The following is a 17,222-nucleotide window of genomic DNA, read 5'->3' as shown; positions in this document are numbered from 1 at the left end:
AAGGGATGCGGCGATCCACCATCCTACGGTCGCGGCGGACGTTCTGAAAGATCCCTTTGAAGGCTCGGGACCGCCGGCGCGGGTCAGGCGGGGGAGACTACGTCCAGCACGACGGCCTCGGGGCGGCACGCGAAGCGGACGGGGGCCTTGGGCGAGGTGCCGATGCCGGCGGACACCTCGAGCGGTACGGTCCTTCCGCCCGAGGACCACTCGGTCAGACCGGAGGCCTGCCAGGTCGGCAGGTCGCAATTGGTGACGAGCGCGCCGTACCCGGGCACGCAGATCTGGCCCCCGTGGGTGTGGCCGGCCAGGATCACGTCAGCGCCGCCGTCGGTCATGGCATCCAGGACCCGGCGGTAGGGCGCGTGGGTGACGCCGATCCGCAGGGAGCGGGCTGGGCCTGCGCCCGCCCCGGGAAAGCCGGGCCACGCATCCAGGCCCAGGTGCGGGTCGTCCGTGCCGGCGAAGTCCAGGCGAATCCCGTGGAGTACCCGGGAGAAGTGCTGGTTGGACAGGTTGAGCCAACCTCGGGCCTCGAAGGCATCGAACAACTCCTCCCACGGCAGCTCGGTCCGGTTCGGATCCTGCCGGGACGGACCGGCCAGGTAGCGCAGCGGGTTGGCCGGCTTCGGCGCGTAGTAGTCGTTGGAGCCCGGGACGAAGACCCCGGGCACGTCCAGCAGCGGATCGAGAGCCCGGAGCAGCGGCGCCACGGATGCGGCAGCACCGATGTTGTCCCCGGTGTTGACCACCAGGTCGGGCTTCAGGTCAGCCAGGCCGGAGAGCCATTCGAGCTTGTCCTGCTGGGACGGGATGAGGTGGATGTCCGAGAGGTGCAGGATCCGGAACGGGCGCGCGCCCGGCGGCAGGATGCGCAGCTGTTCGGTGCGCACCGCGAAGTTGCGGGCCTCCACGAGCGCACCCCAGGCCACCATGCCGGCACCGGTGGCAGCCACGGTACCGGTGGCCACCGCCGCCGCCTTCGCGGCCGAGACCAACCGTGCCCGACGCCGGCCGGCCGCCTGGCGCGCGGCCCTCACCTGTGCCTTCCCCATGACGGCCTCAGTCCTCGGTCGAGACGACGGCGTTCGGATCGTAGTACGGCTGGGGGCCGGGACGTCCGTCGACCCGGATGGTCTCTCCGCCCTCGCGGGAGCCCATGGTCCGGGGATCGGAGGCCGGGCCGTCATAGGCCGTGAACTCGTCCGTGGGGTAGGCCTCGGCCACCGTCCCCATGTAGTCGGCCCACATGGGTCCGGCGATGATGGAGCCCCACACGTCGTCATAGGTGACGCCGCCGATGGTCTCTCCCTCCAGGGAGTCCAGGTCACGGAAGTTGCCCACCCAGGAGGCAGTGGTCAGGCCGGTGGTGGTGCCGATGAACCAGGTGGAGGACGAGGAGTTGTTCGTTCCGGTCTTGCCGGCGATCGGGAAGGTGATGTCCTGGGCGATGCGCTCCGAGGCGATGGCCTTGAGCGTGTTGTTCAGCTCGGCGACGTGCTGGGTGTCCGCGACCTTCTCGCAGGCCACGGGGGGCACCTGGTAGGAGTTGCCGCGAGTGTCCGTCACCTCGGTGATGACGCGGGGCTCACAGTAGTTGCCGTCGTCCGCGAAGGTCGCGTAGGCGGCGGCCATCATCAGGGGGGAGACCTCTTCCGAGCCCAGGACGAAGGACGGGTTCAACGGGTTGATGGTCTCGCCGGTACCGGCGTTCTGGATGCCCACGCGGCCCATCAGGTCCGTGATGCCGCAGAGGTCCTGGGCGTAGGCGGCGGCCACCGTGGCCGTGTTGATGGACCAGTAGAGGCCGTAGTCCGCGCGCATCGGCTTGTTCATGTCAGCGATGGCGTTGCGGACAGTCCAGGCCGGGCGGTCCAGCAGCAGGGGAATGGTCCCGGACTGGCCACAGGAACCCTGGAACTGCGTGCGGTTCGGGTAGGTGTTGGTCCGGGCGTCGAGCGTGTCCGTCATCGAGTTGCCGGACTCGATCCAGGACAGGAAGGTGAAGGGCTTCATCGTGGAGCCGGCCTGGAAGCCCGCGCCGCCGCCCATGGGACGGTCCACGCTGAAGTTCAGGGTGGTGTTGGCATCGCCTTCGGCTGCCGGATCGTAGGTGGTGTTCTGGGCCATCGCCCGGACGTTGCCCGTGCCCGGTTCCACCGTGACGAGGGAGGCGCCCACGGCGTCGTTCTCGCCGAACTCGGTGTACGGGGCGTTCTCCCGCGCGGCCCGTTCCGCCTCCTGCTGGAGGCTGGAATCCAGGGTGGTGGTGATCTGCAGGCCGCCGCGGTCCAGCAGGCGCTGGCGCGACTCGGCGTCCGGACCGAAGGCCTCGGACGTCAGGACGGTGCGCTGGACGTAGTCGCAGAAGTAGTTGCCGTAGTCGGCGGACATGCAACCGGAGGCCAGGGGGGTGACGTCCAGGCCAAGATCGGACGCCACGGCCTCGTCGTACTCCGCCTGGGTGATGGCCTCGTTGCCCAGCATGGCCCCGAGCACGGTGTTGCGGCGCTCGGTGGCGCCCTCCGGGTTGTTGACCGGGTTGTAGCCGTTGGGGGACTGCACCATGCCGGCGAGCATGGCGGACTCCGGCACGGTCAGTTCCGCGGCGGTCTTGTTGAAGAAGTAGCGTGCGGCGGCCTCAACGCCGTACACGCGGCCGGAGAAGAGCACGATGTTGAGGTAGCCCTCGAGGATCTCATCCTTGGACATCTCCTTTTCCACGGCCACGGCCAGCTTCATCTCGCGCAGCTTGTCCGCCACAGTCTTGGTGCCGGAGATGGTGGTGCGCTCGTTATTCAGGTACTGCGCGTTGACCAGCACGTTGTTCACGTACTGCTGCGTGATGGTGGAGGCACCCTGGGTCGAGTCCGAGGTGGCGTTGTTGATCACGGCGCGGGTCAGGCCGCGGGCATCCACGCCGCCGTGCTCGTAGAAGCGCTCGTCCTCGATCGAGATGATGGCGTCCTGCATGTTCTGGGAGATCTGGTCCAATTCGACCGGGACGCGATTCTCGGCGTAGAAGGTGGCCAGCACGTTGCCGTCCTTGTCCAGGACGCGGGAGGGCACCGAGAGCGGCTCCTCCTTCAACTCGGCGGGCAGCTGGTCCAGCATCTCCCCGCCGGCGGTGGCCGTGGCCCCTCCCACGGCGGCCATCGGCAGCATCAGGCCGGCCGCAAGCACGCCGCACAGCGCACTGACACCGAGGAAGGCGACGATCTTGCCCAGCGTGGTGGCAGTGTCGAAGAAGGGGGACTTGCGATTGGCCATGGAGACGATTCTACCGGCCGGATCACCCTCGGTGACGGACCTGAAGGTACGGGCATTCCTGCGGCTAGGGTGGTCCCATGACAACCTGGGAATACCTCATCACTCCGCTGCCCCTCCACACGCCCAAGCAGGTGCTGGACATGCATGGTTCCGAAGGGTGGGAATTGGTCTCCATCGTCACCGGTCCCGAGGGCGGATCCGTGGCCTACATGAAGCGGCCGAAGCAGTGAACGGGCCGGCTTCCACCGACTCTGGCGCCGCCGGGACCGTCGAGGCGCGTCTGGCCGAGCTCGGGTTGACCCTTCCGCCGGTTGCCGCCCCCGTGGCCGCCTACGTCCCGGCCGTCATCGAGGGGAACCTGGTGCACACCTCCGGCCAGTTGCCGTTCCAGGGCGGCCAGTTGCCGGCCACCGGCAAGGTCGGCGCCGAGGTGGAGCTGGAGGAGGCGGCTGAACTGGCCGCCCTCTGCGCGGTCAACGCCCTCGCGGCCGTCAAGTCTGTCATCGGGGACCTTGATCGCATCGAACAGGTTGTCAAGGTCGTTGGCTTCGTCTCCTCCGATCCGTCCTTCACCGCCCAGCCCCAGGTCGTCAACGGCGCCTCGGAGCTGCTGGGCCGCGTCTTCGGTGACGCCGGCGTCCACGCCCGCTCCGCCGTCGGGGTGGCCGTGCTGCCGCTGGACTCGCCGGTCGAGGTCGAGATGACCGTCCGGTTCCGCTGACGACGCCGGCCCCGCGCCGCACCATGGCCTCCTCACCTGCCTCTGCACGAACGTCTCCGCGGACCGGACTGGCCGTCGGCCACGGCCCGGTGCGCCGCGCTGAGCGCGCCCTGGTGCCCCGGCTCTTCGAGTTGCCCGAAGACCAGTACGTGGCGGCTCGCAGCTGGTGGGTGCACGGAGAGCGGCGGCCGCGGGCCGCGCGTCGTGCCTCCTCCGTAGCCGTGGTCCGAGACGGGCTGAACGGAGTGGAGACCCTGCTGCGCTACCGGCCCGGGCCCACCCCGCTGGGATCGGTGGCGTTCCCGGGGGGCTCCCTCGACGCCGCTGACGAGGACGACTGCCGGTGGTTCGGCCCGGCTCCGGCCCAATGGTCCCGGGTGCTCGGGGTGGACGACCACCGCCTGGCCCGCCGGCACCTGGCGGGGGCGATCCGCGAACTCTACGAGGAGACCGGGATCCTATTGGCCGGGCCGGACGCCCACGCCGTGGTCACGAATCCCGGTGGTGGCGAGTGGATGCAGGCCCGCGTGGCCCTCGACCGTCAGGAGCTCTCCCTCCCGGACCTGGTGAACCGCCGCGGATTCGGCCTGCGCACGGACCTGCTGCGCGCCGTCGGGCGGTGGCACAGCCCGTATTTCTCCCACCGCCGCTTCGATACCCAGTACTTCGCGGTGGCCGTTCCGCACGGTCAGGACACCTCCCTGATGGAGGGCAAGGGCCTCTGGTCGGCGTGGATGCCGGCCCGGTGGGTGGTGGCCGGACGGGACAGCACCGTGCTGGGCGATGCGATCGGCCAGGAGGAGACCGTGGGCCGGATGTTGGGGCGACTGACGGTGCCGGCGGTGGAACTGCTGCTCGAGCGGATGGCCGAGGCGGGATCCACGGTGGAGTTCCTCATGGACCTCACGATCCGCGGGGGCGTGCCCGAGTTCACACCGGAACTGCACGGCAGCCCGGAGGGCGGAGCAGCATCGGAGGCGTCGGAGGCGCCGGGGAATGAAGCCGACGGTGGCGGGTTCAGCCTGTCCGTCGACCTGCCGGGCGGCCGGTGGGCCCGCGCCTGAGCGTTATTCGACGACCGCTGCACGACCGCTGGAGGGCCGCCGGAATGCTGCTGGAGTGCTCTGCGCATCAGAAACGACTCGAGGGGCCGCGATGGCGGCCCCTCGAGGTCAGTGGTTCAGCAGTGACTCAGCCGGAGTTCGGTTCCGGCTGGAGTGACTAGCGCGAGCGCTGGCGCAGGCGCTGCAGATCCAGCACCACGACCGCACGGTTCTCCAAGCGGATCCAACCGCGCTGGACGAACTCGGCCAGGGCCTTGTTGACGGTCTCGCGGGAGGCGCCGACCAGCTGGGCCAACTCTTCCTGGGTGAGATCGTGGGCCACGAGCAGGCCGTCGTTGGCCGGACGGCCGAAGCGGTCCGCCAGGTCCAGCAGGGCCTTGGCCACACGGCCGGGCACATCCGAGAAGACCAGGTCAGCCAAGGACTCGTTGGTCTTGGACAGGCGCTGGGCCAGGGCCCGCAGCAACTGCATAGAGACCTCAGGGGTGGACTGGATGACCTTCCGCAGGTTGTCATGGCGCAATCCGGCCAGGCGGGCAGCGGACACGGCCGTGGCCGTGGCGGTGCGCGGGGCGGGATTGAACAGCGCCATCTCGCCGAAGACCTCACCCGGACCGAGGATGGCCAGCAGATTCTCCCGACCGTCCGGGGCGGTACGGCCCAGCTTGATCTTGCCGGACATGATGACATACAGCTGATCGCCCTGGTCACCCTCATGGAAGGCAGAGGCGCCGCGGGAGAGCTCTACCTCGGTCAGCTCGGAGGTCAGTGCAGAAAAGACCTCGTCATCCAAGTTGGTGAACAGCGGGGCCTTGCGCAGTACCTCGAGATCCATGTGTCCTTCGTCCTCACTGTCGACTGGCATGCCGGACATCTGCGACATGCGGGGAGTGTGTGTGATCCATTCTGCCCCATCTGCGGCAATGGTAACGGTAAAGTGGGAGGCTACGCGTATACGGGGGCGGACGCAGGAAGCGAGATTCTTTGTTTTTGGGACTGACCGTGCTGGATTGGGTCCTGATCGTCGTCCTGTTCGTGTTCCTGATGGCCGGCTACCGCCGCGGCTTCCTGGTGACCCTCGGGACCATGGTCGGACTGGTGGCCGGGGCCATCGCCGCGTTCTTCTCCATCCCGCTGGTCTCCGCCTGGATCACCGAGCCCGGCTGGCGCATCCTCGCCATCGTGGCCGCTGCGCTGGTCCTGGTGTTGCTCGGCCAGGGGATCGGCGCCGCCCTGGGCCGCGCCATCCGCCTCCGCATGGCCCTGCCGGGGCTGCGCACGGTGGACCGGCTCGGCGGTGCTGTGGCCAACACGGCCGTGGCCGCGGCGCTGATCTCCCTCGTGGCCTTCTCCGCGTCCTCCATGGGCCTGGCGCCGGTGACCTCGGCGATCTCCGAATCCCGGGTCATCACCACGATCAACGACGCTGCACCCGAATCGGCCAAGTCCCTGGTCGCCCGAGTGCGTTCCGCCGTCGCCGGGACCGACGTGGTGCCGGTGCTGCCCGAGCCCGTGACCACGGAGACCCCGGCGGCCGCGGCGTCAACCCCCGCACCAGGGCAGGCGCTGCAGGAGGCGCGTGCCTCCGTGGTGCGCATCTCCGGAACCGCCCTGGTGTGCGGGCAGAACCAGACCGGATCCGGCTTCGCCGTGGCCCCGGACCGGGTGATCACCAACGCCCACGTGGTGTCCGGCCTGACCGAGCCCTCGGTCGAGTCCGCGGACGGTGCCGTGCACGCCGGTCGGGTGGTGCACTTCGACGCGGCACGGGACGTGGCCGTCATCGCCGTGGACGGAGCTGACCTGCCGCCGCTCGACGTGGGTGCCGAGCTGGCGGACCAGGAGGCCGGCTACATCATGGGCTATCCCTCGGGCGGGCCCTTCCAGATGGACCCGGCGCTGGTCCAAGCCCGCGGTGAGGTGACCGTCAACAACGTCTACGGCGCCGAGCCCGGGCTGCTGGACATCTACCAGCTGGAGGCCGACGTCCAGCTGGGCAGCTCCGGGGGTCCGTTGCTGACCGCGGACGGTGACGTGGCTGGCATCGTCTTCGCCCGCGCCACCGGGGACATCGAGGTGGGCTACGCCATCACCGGCGAAGAAGCCGAACAGGCGCTGACGGAGGCCGAGGACATGGTGGACACGGTGTCCACCGGACAGTGCATCCAGGGGAATTGAGCGAGACTTCGCCCGGGAACCTCAGGCTGACTAGTGTCAACCGAGGTCCACATCGTGCATGAACGGCCTGACTGGTCTAACGTGGTCGCCATCACATTTTCGCACCGTACCGCCGGCCCGCCGCCGTATCACCCTCAGAACGGCACCGGACCGAGCGGGCTGGGTTACTGACCGGGAGGACCTCCGTGTCAACGCAGACCGCACTACCTCAAGGTGGCAAGGCGAGCCGCGAGCAATTCGCGACTCGTTGGGCCTTCATCTTCGCCGCCATCGGCTCCGCCGTGGGCCTAGGCAATATCTGGCGCTTCCCCTACGTCGCCTATGAGAACGGTGGCGGCGCCTTCATCGTCCCGTATCTGATCGCGCTGCTGACCGCGGGCATCCCGTTGCTGTTCTTCGACTACGCGATCGGCCACCGCTTCAAGGGATCGCCGCCCCTGGCCTTCAAGCGGCTGAGCAAGTGGACCGAGTCCATCGGCTGGTGGCAGGTGCTGATCTGCTTCGTGATCGGCGTCTACTACGCGGCCATCATCGCCTACGCCGCGATGTACACGTGGTTCTCCTTCGGGGAACGCTGGGGCGAGGACCCGGAGGCCTTCTTCTTCGGCGAGTATCTGCAGGTATCGGAGGGAGTGGCACCGACCCTCGAGTTCGTCCCCGCGGTCTTCTGGCCGATGCTGGCGGTCTGGTTGATCCTGCTCGTGGTCCTCGGCGCAGGTGTCAAGAAGGGCATCGCGATGGCCTCGCTCATCGGCATCCCCGTGCTGGCCACCATGTTCATCATCCTGGTGATCGTGGCCCTGTTCCTCCCCGGCGCCCCTGAAGGCTTGAACGCGCTGTTCACCCCAAATTGGTCCGTGCTCACGGACCCGCAGGTGTGGATCGCCGCCTATGGCCAGATCTTCTTCTCCCTGTCCGTGGGATTCGGCATCATGATCACCTATTCCTCGTACCTCAAGCGCCGCACCAACCTGACCGGTTCGGGGCTGATGGTCGGGTTCTCGAACTCGAGCTTCGAGGTGCTGGCCGGCATCGGCGTGTTCTCCGCTCTCGGGTTCATGGCCCAGGCCAACGGTGTGGCCGTCGCGGATGTGGTCACCAATGGCATCGGACTGGCGTTCATCGCCTTCCCGACGATCATCTCCCAGGCTCCAGCTGGGGCGCTGATCGGGGTGCTGTTCTTCGGATCACTGGTGTTCGCCGGTTTCACCTCGCTGATCTCCATCCTCGAAGTGGTGGTGTCAGCGGTCAAGGACAAGCTGGGCTGGAGCCGCGTGACCACGGTGGTCGTCGTCGTGGGCATCTCCGGGCTCATCTCGCTGCTGCTGTTCAGTACCACCTCCGGTATCAACGTCCTGGACGTGACGGATGCCTTCGCCAACAGCTTCGGCATCGTCGGTGCGGCCCTCGTGGCCGTCGTGACGGTCTCGTGGGTGCTGCGCCGGCTGGACCGCATGGTCAGCCACCTCAACGCCGTCTCCTCGTTCCGGGTGGGATGGATCTACAAGGCCCTCGTGGCCGTGGTCCTGCCGATCGTGCTCGCCTACATCTGGATCTCCGACGTGGTGCTCAAGGCCACGGAGGGCTACGGGGACCTCCCCGCCTGGTTCGTGGGCACCTTCGGCTGGGGCATGTCGATCGCGCTGATCGTGGTGGCGATCCTGTTGTCTCTGCTGCCCTGGTCGCAGAAATCGGCCCTGCACAGCGAGCTGAATGACAACCTCGGCCCGGAGTCCGTTGTCCGGGACGAGGGCTTGGTGGGGGCCACTACCGGAGAGCGGACGGTGCGAGGCGGCCGCGGCCGTCATGCCGACACCCCGTCCCACCCCCACAGTGCGGGCAGCGCGGAGCTACCGCACAACCCGACCCAATCCGAGAGCCCCGAGAAGGGAGTCTGACATGGACCCGATTGCCATCGTGTTCCTGATCATCGCGATCGTGGTGGTGTGGGGCGGCATGGCCGCTTCGCTCTTCCACCTGCTGAAGAACCCGGACCATCTCTCCGGTGACGAGGGTGCGGTCGAAAGGAGCTAGGCCGGGCAGTCACGTCCCGGTCTGCGGCTGCCTGCAGGTCGGGACGGCTGGACACAGCAATGGTGCCGAGCCACCAGTGATGATCACTGTGACTCGGCACCATTGCTGTGTCCGGAGCTGTTCTCTGCTGTTGTTCTTACTTCCGCAGCGACTCCGCGATCTGCTGCATGATCGTGGGATCGGACAGGGTGGACGCATCGCCCGGATCGCGGCCCTCGGCCACGTCCTTGAGTAGACGACGCATGATCTTGCCGGAGCGGGTCTTGGGCAACTCCGGCACCACCAGGATGTGCTTGGGTTTCGCGATGGCCCCGATCTCGGAGGCCACGTGGGCCCGCAGGTCGGCCTCGGTCTGGACCGGATCGACCGCTCCGTCCGCCTGGGATTCCTCGGTGAGGATCACGAACGCCACCACTGCCTGGCCGGTCGTGGCATCGGTGGCGCCGACCACGGCGGACTCCGCCACGATCGGGTGGGACACCAGGGCTGACTCGATCTCGGAGGTGGAGAGGCGGTGGCCGGAGATGTTCATGACGTCATCCACGCGGCCGGTGACCCAGACGTCCCCGTCCTCGTCCCGGCGGGCGCCGTCCCCGGCGAAGTACATCCCCTCGAACCGGGACCAGTAGGTCTCCTTGAAGCGCTCGGGGTCGCCCCAGATGCCGCGCAGCATGGCCGGCCACGGATCCCGGATCACCAGGAACCCGGCTCCGGCGCCCTCGAAGGACCGGCCGGTCTCGTCCACCACGTCCACCGTGATCCCCGGGACGGGGGTCTGGGCCGAGCCGGGCTTGGTGGCCGTGACCCCGGGTAGGGGCGAGATCATGTGGGCGCCGGTCTCGGTCTGCCACCAGGTGTCCACGATCGGGGCCGGGTGCTCCTTGCGGGAGCCCGGGGTGACGGAGCCGTCGTCGTTCTTCGTCCCGGCACCCGCGTTGCCGCCGACGACCTCCCGATACCACATCCAGGCCTCGGGGTTGATGGCCTCGCCGACGGAACCGAGCACGCGGATCGAGGACAGGTCGAAGGCGTCCGGCACCTGCCGGCCCCACTTCATGCAGGTGCGGATCGCGGTGGGGGCGGTGTACATGATGGTGATGCCGTACTTGGCCACGATCTCCCACCAGCGGCCGTTGTGCGGGAAGTCGGGGGTGCCCTCGTAGATCACCTGGGTTGCGCCGTTGATGAGGGGCGCGTAGGTGACGTAGGAGTGCCCGGTGACCCAGCCGACGTCGGCGGTGCACCAATACACGTCCGTCTCGGGATGAAGATCAAAAGTGTCCCGGTGGGTGACGGCGGTCTGCACCAGGTAGCCGCCCGTGGTGTGCAGGATTCCCTTCGGCTTACCGGTGGTGCCGGAGGTGTAGAGGATGTACAGCGGGTGCTCGGAGTCGTGCCAGACCAGTTCGTGCTCGTCCGACTGCTCGCCCAGCGCGTCGTGCCACCACAGGTCTCGATCAGCCGTCCACTCGACGTCCTGCTCGTTGCGCCGGACCACGAGGACATGGGCCACGGAATGGCCAGGCTCGGCCAGGGCGGCGTCCACCGCCGGCTTGAGCATGGAAGGCTTTCCGCGCCGCCAGGAGCCATCCGCGGTGACCACGAGCTTGGCCTCGGCATCGTCGATGCGCGAGCGCAGGGCATCGGCGGAGAAGCCGCCGAAGACCACGGAATGGACCGCACCGATCCGGGCGCAGGCCAGCATGGTGATGACGGTCTCGGTGATCATCGGCATGTAGACGGCCACGCGGTCGCCCTTGGTGACCCCGAGCGACTCGAAGGCGTTGGCGGCCCGGCGGACCTCGGCGGCGAGTTCGGCGTAGGTCCAGGAGCGGGAGTCGCCGGGTTCGCCCTCGAAATGGATGGCCACGCGGTCGCCCAGCCCGGCCTCCACGTGGCGGTCCAGGGCGTTGTAGGCCGCGTTGGTGGTGCCGCCGACGAACCACTTCGCGAACGGGGCGTCCGACCAGTCCAGCACCTCGGTGAAGTCCTGGTCCCAGTCCAGTACCTCACGCGCCCGGTGGGCCCAGTAGCCCAGCCGGTCCGCGGCGGCCTCCTCATAACGGTCCGCCCCGGCCACGGCCTGTGCGGCGAACTCCGCCGAGGGCGGGAAGCTGCGGTGCTCGTGGGAAAGGGTGTCCATGGTGCCGCCGCCGTCGGCGGATGCGGAGGGAGAGGCCGATTCGTTGGAGGCTGTTGTGCTCATGCGTACTCCTTGGTGGCGCGGTCGACGAGGACCACCATAAGACGCCTGGGGTGTAAGCAGGGTCACAGGTGGCTTCGTCTTTAGCCTAACGCCACAGCCGTCGGTGTGAAGCCGCGCACGTCAACCTGGGGGGACAGGGCCGGACGTGACTGGTTGAATGGTGCAGAGACCATCCATCGGGGAACCGGCGAGCACCGTCCGGTCTGGATCAATCGCTGGGGAGTCGCCCGTTCCGGGTGGCACAGGAGGAACCACATGACCATCGCACCGGATTCATCCGCTACCGCACAAGCCGGTGGTCCCGGCTCAGGGCTGAGGCTGTCCAGTTGGGACGTCGGCTTCCTCGCCTCGGTCCTCGTGGTCCTCGCCGGGTCCATCGTCCCCCTGACCACCTCGCGGTGGGGCTTGAACCTGTGGGGCAGCACCAACCTCTTCTTCCTCGGTATCGGGGTCCTGATGCCCCTCGTTGCGGCCGGCTTCTTCCTGGCCCGCGCAGCCTCCGCGGGGAAGTCCACCGGCGACGCCGGCCCTCGCCTCGGCTCGCTCAGCACCGAACAGTTCGCGCACGTCACGGCCTGGCTGGCGCTGTCCTACTTCTTCGTCACCTTCGTCACCACCCTGGACCCCGTCCTGCTCATCGGCCTGGCCGGAGCCTTCGGCCTGGTGGCCACCTCACCGATGCGCTCCCTCATGGCCCCGCTCTTCGCCGGCTCCACCGGAGCCGCCGGTTCAGGGACCGGTACGCGATCGGCCTCGGACCCGGAGGGGGAGTACGGTCAGGTCCCGGCTTACGGCCAGGTTGCCTCGCAGGAGGCCCCTGAGGAGTTCCGGTCCTCGCCGGAGCCCACTGCTTCCCATGAGCCCAGCTCGGACGGCCCTTCGCAGTCCGTGGCCGAGATCGAGGACGAACTCGGGATGACCCGCGTTCGCCCGCGGTCCACGGATGAGGCCGCGGCCTCGGCAACCGCCGCGTTCGGAGCATCGGCAGTCGACTCGGGCACCGCGGGCCCGTCGGCTGGATCCGCTGGACCCGCTGGACCCGACGAGAGGAACGGGTCGACGGCAACCCCTGCGCCATCAGAACTGTCAGGGCCGACAGGACCGGTCCAGCCGTCTCCGTCGTCACCGGTGCCGGAGGTTCAGCACACGGAACCGATCGATCCGCTGGAATCCGGGCCGGCAGCTCCGCGGGGCACGGAACCGGCCGAGTATGAGGCGTTCTGGTTCGCCGTGGGAACGCGCCGGACGGCCGTGAACCCTGAGGACGGCAGCTCGGCCTTCGGGCTCGAGCCCGGCGGCTGGATCCTGGCCCTCGAGGACCGTGGCCACGAGTTCCTCGTGCAGAACACGGACGGCCGCACCGGCGTGCTGGAGGACCTCACGGACATCGAGCGCGCGTGACGGCCAAGCACGCCGCCCCGGCCGGCGTCGCCAGCGCCGGGGAAAGCACCCTTGCCCTGAAGCGCCGTGCCCGGAAGATCAACCGGGTACTGGCCGAGGCCTACCCCTACGCGGTCGCAGAGCTCGACTTCACCAACGCCTTCGAGCTGCTCGTGGCCACCGTGCTCTCGGCCCAGACCACGGACGTGCGGGTCAACGCGACCACGCCCGGTCTGTTCGCTCGTTTCCCGGACGCCGAGGCCATGTCCCACGCGGACGAGCGCGAGCTGCAGGAGATCGTGCGGCCTCTGGGCTTCTATCGGAACAAGGCCACCGCCATCCAGGGCCTCTCCCGGGCCCTGGTCGAACGCCACGGCGGGGAGGTCCCCAGCACGGTGGACGAACTGGTGAAACTGCCCGGGGTCGGGCGCAAAACGGCCTTCGTGGTCCTGGGCAATGCCTTCGGGGTTCCCGGGCTCACTGTGGACACCCACTTCGGGCGCCTGGCCCGGCGGCTCGGATTCACGGCGCAGCAGGACCCGGTCAAGGTCGAGTACGAGGTCGCCGAACTCTTCGAGCCGGGCGACTGGACCATGCTCTCCCATCGTCTGGTGTTCCACGGTCGCCGCGTCTGCCACGCCAAGCGCCCCGCCTGCGGGGCCTGCCCCGTCGCCCGATGGTGCCCCTCCTTCGGGATCGGGGAAACGAATCCAGAGGCGGCGGCGTCGTTGCTGAAGTACGAACTGGCGCCCGGTCGGGAGGACCTGCTGGCCAAGATGCTCGAGGGCGCCACCCGCGCCGAGCTGCGGGCCGAGGGCTACGGCCTGGGGGCATGATGCAGATCGACGGGGCGCTCGCGGACCTACGGTCCCTCGTGGAGCGCTACGGGACCCTGGCCCCGGACCTGGCGGCGAGGCCGCCGTCTGCCCCGGCCCCATCCCGGATTCCCGACGACGACCGGGGCTGGGACTTCGGCCTCAACGTGGTGCCCCCGGACTCGGCCGAGGAGCCCTCGGACTCCGCCGTGCTGGTGCTGTTCGGGGCCCTGGACGGCCAACCGGCACACTTCCACGGCACGGCCGTGCCGGAGGACCTGGACCTGCTGCTCACCCAGCGGTCCTTCGCCCTGCGTCACCACCCCGGCCAGGTTGCCTTCCCGGGAGGTCGCCGGGACCCCGGGGACGTGGACTTCAGTGATTGCGCCCTGCGGGAGGCCGAGGAGGAGACGGGCCTGGACCGGAACGGTGTGCGGGTCATCGGAACTCTGCCGCCGGCCCCGCTCACGGTCTCGAACTTCCGGGTGCATCCCGTACTGGGCTGGTGGGACCGTCCCTCCGACGTCTTCGTGGTGGACGAGGGGGAGGCGGCCCGTGTGTTCCGGGTCCCTGTTGCCGATCTGGTGGACCCCGCCAATCGCATCACCACGTCCCTGTCCCGGGGAGCGGAGGGCGTCACCCGGCGGTTCAGGAGCCCGGCCTTCCTGGTCTCCGGCACCCTCGTGTGGGGGTTCACGGCCATCCTGATCGACCGGATCCTCGACCTGCTGGGGTGGACCCAGGATTGGGACCGTGGCCGAATCGTGGACATCACCGATTGGGATGCGTCCATGCCGGTGCCCCGCGCTGACCTGTAGGCCGCCAGGTCCTCCACAGACGGCCGAACCCGGGCCGGTCCTCCACAGTTGCCGGACGGCGAGGAGCATGCCGCGGGCCGGACGGACAGGCTGGGAGCATGGCCGTCCGAGCATCTTCACCGTTGACCGTCCTGTTCGTTTCCCCACCGGATCGGGACGGAGCGGTCCCGCATGGTCTGGTGGGCAGCACCCCACTCCTGTCCGAACTGCTGTGCATCGAGGTGGCCGCCTGTGCTGCCGCGGTCGGACACCGGCTGCGCGTCGTGTCACGCCCCGAGTGGTTGGCCGCGGCGCACGCCCATCGGGCTGCCTCGGCGCCCCCGGCCCTCATCCTCTGGGGACTCGCGCCGGGGGATACAGCCGACCCGGAGCCGCAGCCGGGATCAGACGGCGGACAGGGTCGGTCGGAACCGCCGATCGTGGCCGTCACCCTGGACGGATCGTCCGCGCCTCCGGGTGCTCTCTGCCTGCCCTCCCGGTCCCAGCAGCTCTGCCGCATCCTGGCGCGGACCGGTCCTGCGAACTCCGAGCCACTCGCTCGGGGGCGCGCTGCGGTGGTGGTCCACGACGGCCCGGGCGTTGACGGGGACGAACACTGGCCCGGATTGTCCTGGGCCCTGGCACTGCTGTTGGGCGGCCCCGGCCGCGGCCTGCTCGTGGATGCCCAAGGTCCCCAGGGGAGTCTGAGTGCACGGCTCCGTGCCCTGGCCCCTCCCGTGGATCGATGCGTGAGCTGGGAGGGGATGCAGGATCTGCCGGTCCCCGGTCCCGCCCTGGCCTCACACCTGCCCGGGGCCGGCGGGGTGCGGTGGTGGGGCTGGGCCTCTTCGGAGTCCACTGACGGCCCCCGGACGAGCGACCACTGGGCCCAGGTAGCCGTGGAAACGTTCCCCTGGACGGTCGTCGACGTCGGCAAGGACCAAGACCGAGCCCGCGACTGGGCCGAACGGGGGGTGGCCCTGCTGGTGTGCACCGATCGCGGACCGGCGGCCGGCCGGCAGCTTCCGGCCGACGTGCTCCTGCACATCACGCCACGCCAGCGGCCATCGCGCGCCCCACGGCACCGGGATGCCCGTCGAGGATCAGCCTTGGCGAGGGAACCCGCCGGCTCTGTGCGGGTCAAAGCGCAGGATTGGGACGGTGCGTCGCTGGCCTCCTGGATTCGGTCGAGTCGGCGCCGTTCAGCCCGAAGGTTGGCCGCGGAGATCGACCTGCGGCTGGACGGAGCCGGGACCCTGGAACCCGGGTGGCCCGCGGCCGGAAGGACCCTGCGATGAGCCGCGGATGGTCGCCGGAACCGCCACCCGGAGCGGGGCGGCGTCTCGCCACAGGAACCTCTGCGGGACGGCAACGTGCCCGCAGGTGGCTCGCCGGTCGCCTCGCAGACCCCGCCCGTCACCAGGGCCGTGGTGCTCCGCCGCGGCCCGAGACCGTGCCGCCGGAGTTGGCCGCCGAGGCCGTCCGCCGGCACCTGCCGGTGACCACCCCGCAGGAGGCGTCCGCCCAGATGACGGCGCTGACGGACGATCTTACCGGGCTAGGCCCACTCGCTGCCCCAGCCCGGGCACCCGGCGTCACGGATGTCCTGGTGGACGGCTCCGGAACCATCTGGACAGACGGTCTGGACGGCCTCAGGGACACGGGCCGGTGCCTGCCGGCCGACGACGCCCGCCGCCTGGCCGTCCGGCTGCTGGCCCAGGGTGGCCGGCGGCTCGACGAGGGCCAGCCGTTCGGTGACGCACAGGTCACCGGTGCCCGGGTGCACGCCATCCTGCCGCCGCTGGCCTCGGGCGGAACCCAGATCAGTGTCCGGTTGGCCGCACCGGAGTCACCGCGTCTGGAGGACTTGGCCCGGCGCTGGCCCCACGGGACGCAGTGGCTGGCCGCCCTGCGGGAACTGCTGCACAGCCGCGCCAACCTGCTCATCAGTGGGGCCACCGGTTCCGGGAAGACCACCCTGCTCTCCGCGGTGCTCTCGGAGGTCCCCGCGGACGAACGGATCATCACCGTGGAGGACACCCGCGAGCTGCGCCCGCGCCACGGCCATGTGGTCTCGCTGCAGGCCCGCTCCGGCAACTCCGAGGGCGCCGGCACTGTCGAGTTGTCTGAACTCGTCCGGCAGGCGCTGCGGATGCGGCCCGATCGGCTCGTCGTGGGAGAGTGCCGCGGGGCCGAGGTCGCGGACTTCCTCGCCGCCATGAACACCGGTCACCGGGGCGCCGCCGGAACACTGCACGCCAACTCCGCCTCAGACGTCCCCGCCCGTCTGCAGGCGATGGGCGCACTGGCCGGCCTGGGGTCGGAGGCCCTCGCGCTGCAAGCCTCCAGTGCGGTGGATGCCGTTCTTCACCTGGAACGGACCGACGCCGGACGGCACCCCGTGGAGCTGGCCGTCGTGGACAGGGACACCAGCCGGACCGGCACCCTGCGCGTCATCCCGGCGCTCTCTCTGGTCGGAACGGCCCTGACCGCTGGGCCCGGCCAGGGGGTGCTGGACGGTCTGTCCACAACCGAGGTGCACCGAGGTCCGGGGTTGCGGCGGAGTGGGGGCCGGCATGCGATCGGGGCCTGAACGACGAAGCCAGCGGCGGTGGTGGTCGCGGTGGCTGCGGTGGCTCCCGGGGCGGGCGCGGCGCCGGCGTGAGCACGAGACCGAGGAGTTCGTCGCCCTGCTTCGCCGGGCGTCCGCCCTGTTGCAGGCCGGCCGTCGTCCGGAGCGCGTCTGGGCGGAACTGT

The 17,222-nt window shown here is 69.5% G+C and carries 15 protein-coding genes; 11 read left to right on the top strand and 4 right to left on the bottom strand.

Features of this window, described 5'->3' with window-relative positions; translation table 11 throughout:
- Positions 1-83: 83 nt before the first annotated feature.
- Complete coding sequence (locus C8E99_RS09210; RefSeq protein ID WP_115932039.1) at positions 84-1,055, bottom strand: metallophosphoesterase; 972 nt, start codon at positions 1,053-1,055, stop codon at positions 84-86.
- A gap of 7 nt (positions 1,056-1,062) precedes the next feature.
- Positions 1,063-3,270, bottom strand: coding sequence for a transglycosylase domain-containing protein (locus tag C8E99_RS09205; RefSeq protein ID WP_115932038.1), 2,208 nt, complete (start codon positions 3,268-3,270; stop codon positions 1,063-1,065).
- Between the two features lie 77 nt (positions 3,271-3,347).
- Here C8E99_RS09205 and sp36 point away from each other — a divergent pair, with 77 nt between their 5' ends.
- Genes sp36 through C8E99_RS09190 form a run of 3 tightly spaced genes read left to right on the top strand, consistent with a single transcriptional unit; the run spans position 3,348 to position 5,055 of the window.
- A complete protein-coding gene (sp36, locus tag C8E99_RS09200; RefSeq protein WP_115932037.1) occupies positions 3,348-3,500 on the top strand; it encodes a Sp36 family protein in 153 nt (50 codons plus the stop codon).
- A complete protein-coding gene (locus C8E99_RS09195) occupies positions 3,497-3,991 on the top strand; it encodes a RidA family protein (RefSeq protein WP_115932036.1) in 495 nt (164 codons plus the stop codon). Before sp36 ends, C8E99_RS09195 begins: the two co-directional genes overlap by 4 nt.
- 23 nt (positions 3,992-4,014) lie before the next feature.
- Entirely contained in the window at positions 4,015-5,055 is a 1,041-nt protein-coding gene (locus C8E99_RS09190; RefSeq protein WP_211309012.1) for an NUDIX hydrolase, read from the top strand.
- A 157-nt stretch (positions 5,056-5,212) separates the two neighbouring features.
- Here the strand turns inward: C8E99_RS09190 and C8E99_RS09185 are convergent, their stop codons facing one another.
- Complete coding sequence (locus C8E99_RS09185) at positions 5,213-5,890, bottom strand: Crp/Fnr family transcriptional regulator (RefSeq protein ID WP_115933361.1); 678 nt, start codon at positions 5,888-5,890, stop codon at positions 5,213-5,215.
- Positions 5,891-6,039: 149 nt separating this feature from the next.
- On the opposite strand from C8E99_RS09185, the gene C8E99_RS09180 reads away from it, so the two are divergent.
- The 3 genes from C8E99_RS09180 (at position 6,040) to C8E99_RS09170 (ending at position 9,267) form a co-directional block, all read left to right on the top strand.
- Complete coding sequence (locus C8E99_RS09180) at positions 6,040-7,233, top strand: MarP family serine protease (RefSeq protein ID WP_115932035.1); 1,194 nt, start codon at positions 6,040-6,042, stop codon at positions 7,231-7,233.
- A 185-nt stretch (positions 7,234-7,418) separates the two neighbouring features.
- Complete coding sequence (locus tag C8E99_RS09175) at positions 7,419-9,131, top strand: sodium-dependent transporter (protein WP_245952219.1); 1,713 nt, start codon at positions 7,419-7,421, stop codon at positions 9,129-9,131.
- A gap of 1 nt (position 9,132) precedes the next feature.
- Positions 9,133-9,267 carry a methionine/alanine import family NSS transporter small subunit gene (locus C8E99_RS09170; RefSeq protein ID WP_115932034.1) on the top strand — a complete coding sequence of 45 codons (135 nt, stop codon included), beginning with the start codon at positions 9,133-9,135 and terminating at the stop codon, positions 9,265-9,267.
- Positions 9,268-9,403: 136 nt separating this feature from the next.
- Here the strand turns inward: C8E99_RS09170 and acs are convergent, their stop codons facing one another.
- Positions 9,404-11,473: an acetate--CoA ligase gene (gene acs, locus C8E99_RS09165; protein WP_115932033.1), complete on the bottom strand. Its 2,070-nt coding sequence runs from the start codon at positions 11,471-11,473 to the stop codon at positions 9,404-9,406.
- Between the two features lie 255 nt (positions 11,474-11,728).
- Between acs and C8E99_RS09160 the strand changes: the two genes are divergently transcribed.
- The 5 genes from C8E99_RS09160 to C8E99_RS09140 all read left to right on the top strand — a co-directional run bounded on the left by C8E99_RS09160 (position 11,729) and on the right by C8E99_RS09140 (position 17,058).
- Positions 11,729-12,874, top strand: a complete 1,146-nt coding sequence (locus tag C8E99_RS09160) for an ICP22 family protein (protein ID WP_115932032.1) — start codon at positions 11,729-11,731, stop codon at positions 12,872-12,874.
- Positions 12,871-13,689 carry an endonuclease III gene (nth, locus tag C8E99_RS09155; RefSeq protein ID WP_115932031.1) on the top strand — a complete coding sequence of 273 codons (819 nt, stop codon included), beginning with the start codon at positions 12,871-12,873 and terminating at the stop codon, positions 13,687-13,689. Before C8E99_RS09160 ends, nth begins: the two co-directional genes overlap by 4 nt.
- The gene (locus C8E99_RS09150; RefSeq protein WP_115932030.1) at positions 13,686-14,486 is read left to right on the top strand and encodes an NUDIX hydrolase; all 801 of its coding nucleotides are present in this window, start codon (positions 13,686-13,688) and stop codon (positions 14,484-14,486) included. The genes nth and C8E99_RS09150 overlap by 4 nt, the downstream gene beginning before the upstream one ends.
- Positions 14,487-14,665: 179 nt before the next feature.
- Entirely contained in the window at positions 14,666-15,763 is a 1,098-nt protein-coding gene (locus C8E99_RS09145; RefSeq protein ID WP_147301211.1) for a hypothetical protein, read from the top strand.
- Entirely contained in the window at positions 15,760-17,058 is a 1,299-nt protein-coding gene (locus tag C8E99_RS09140) for a TadA family conjugal transfer-associated ATPase (RefSeq protein ID WP_115933360.1), read from the top strand. The genes C8E99_RS09145 and C8E99_RS09140 overlap by 4 nt, the downstream gene beginning before the upstream one ends.
- Positions 17,059-17,222: the final 164 nt, after the last annotated feature.

Origin of the sequence: Citricoccus muralis, assembly GCF_003386075.1 — a bacterium.
In the GTDB taxonomy this organism is placed as follows: domain Bacteria; phylum Actinomycetota; class Actinomycetes; order Actinomycetales; family Micrococcaceae; genus Citricoccus; species Citricoccus muralis.
This window is presented reverse-complemented; position numbering and strand designations above follow the sequence as displayed.

Excerpts from the sequence above, each read along its gene's own strand:
- C8E99_RS09210 (WP_115932039.1), bottom strand. The coding sequence starts at position 1,055 with ATGGGGAAGGCACAGGTGAGGGCCGCGCGCCAGGCGGCCGGCCGGCGT.
- C8E99_RS09205 (WP_115932038.1), bottom strand. The coding sequence starts at position 3,270 with ATGGCCAATCGCAAGTCCCCCTTCTTCGACACTGCCACCACGCTGGGC.
- sp36 (WP_115932037.1), top strand. The coding sequence starts at position 3,348 with ATGACAACCTGGGAATACCTCATCACTCCGCTGCCCCTCCACACGCCC.
- C8E99_RS09190 (WP_211309012.1), top strand. The coding sequence starts at position 4,015 with ATGGCCTCCTCACCTGCCTCTGCACGAACGTCTCCGCGGACCGGACTG.
- C8E99_RS09185 (WP_115933361.1), bottom strand. The coding sequence starts at position 5,890 with ATGGATCTCGAGGTACTGCGCAAGGCCCCGCTGTTCACCAACTTGGAT.
- C8E99_RS09170 (WP_115932034.1), top strand. The coding sequence starts at position 9,133 with ATGGACCCGATTGCCATCGTGTTCCTGATCATCGCGATCGTGGTGGTG.
- acs (WP_115932033.1), bottom strand. The coding sequence starts at position 11,473 with ATGAGCACAACAGCCTCCAACGAATCGGCCTCTCCCTCCGCATCCGCC.
- C8E99_RS09160 (WP_115932032.1), top strand. The coding sequence starts at position 11,729 with ATGACCATCGCACCGGATTCATCCGCTACCGCACAAGCCGGTGGTCCC.
- C8E99_RS09150 (WP_115932030.1), top strand. The coding sequence starts at position 13,686 with ATGATGCAGATCGACGGGGCGCTCGCGGACCTACGGTCCCTCGTGGAG.
- C8E99_RS09140 (WP_115933360.1), top strand. The coding sequence starts at position 15,760 with ATGAGCCGCGGATGGTCGCCGGAACCGCCACCCGGAGCGGGGCGGCGT.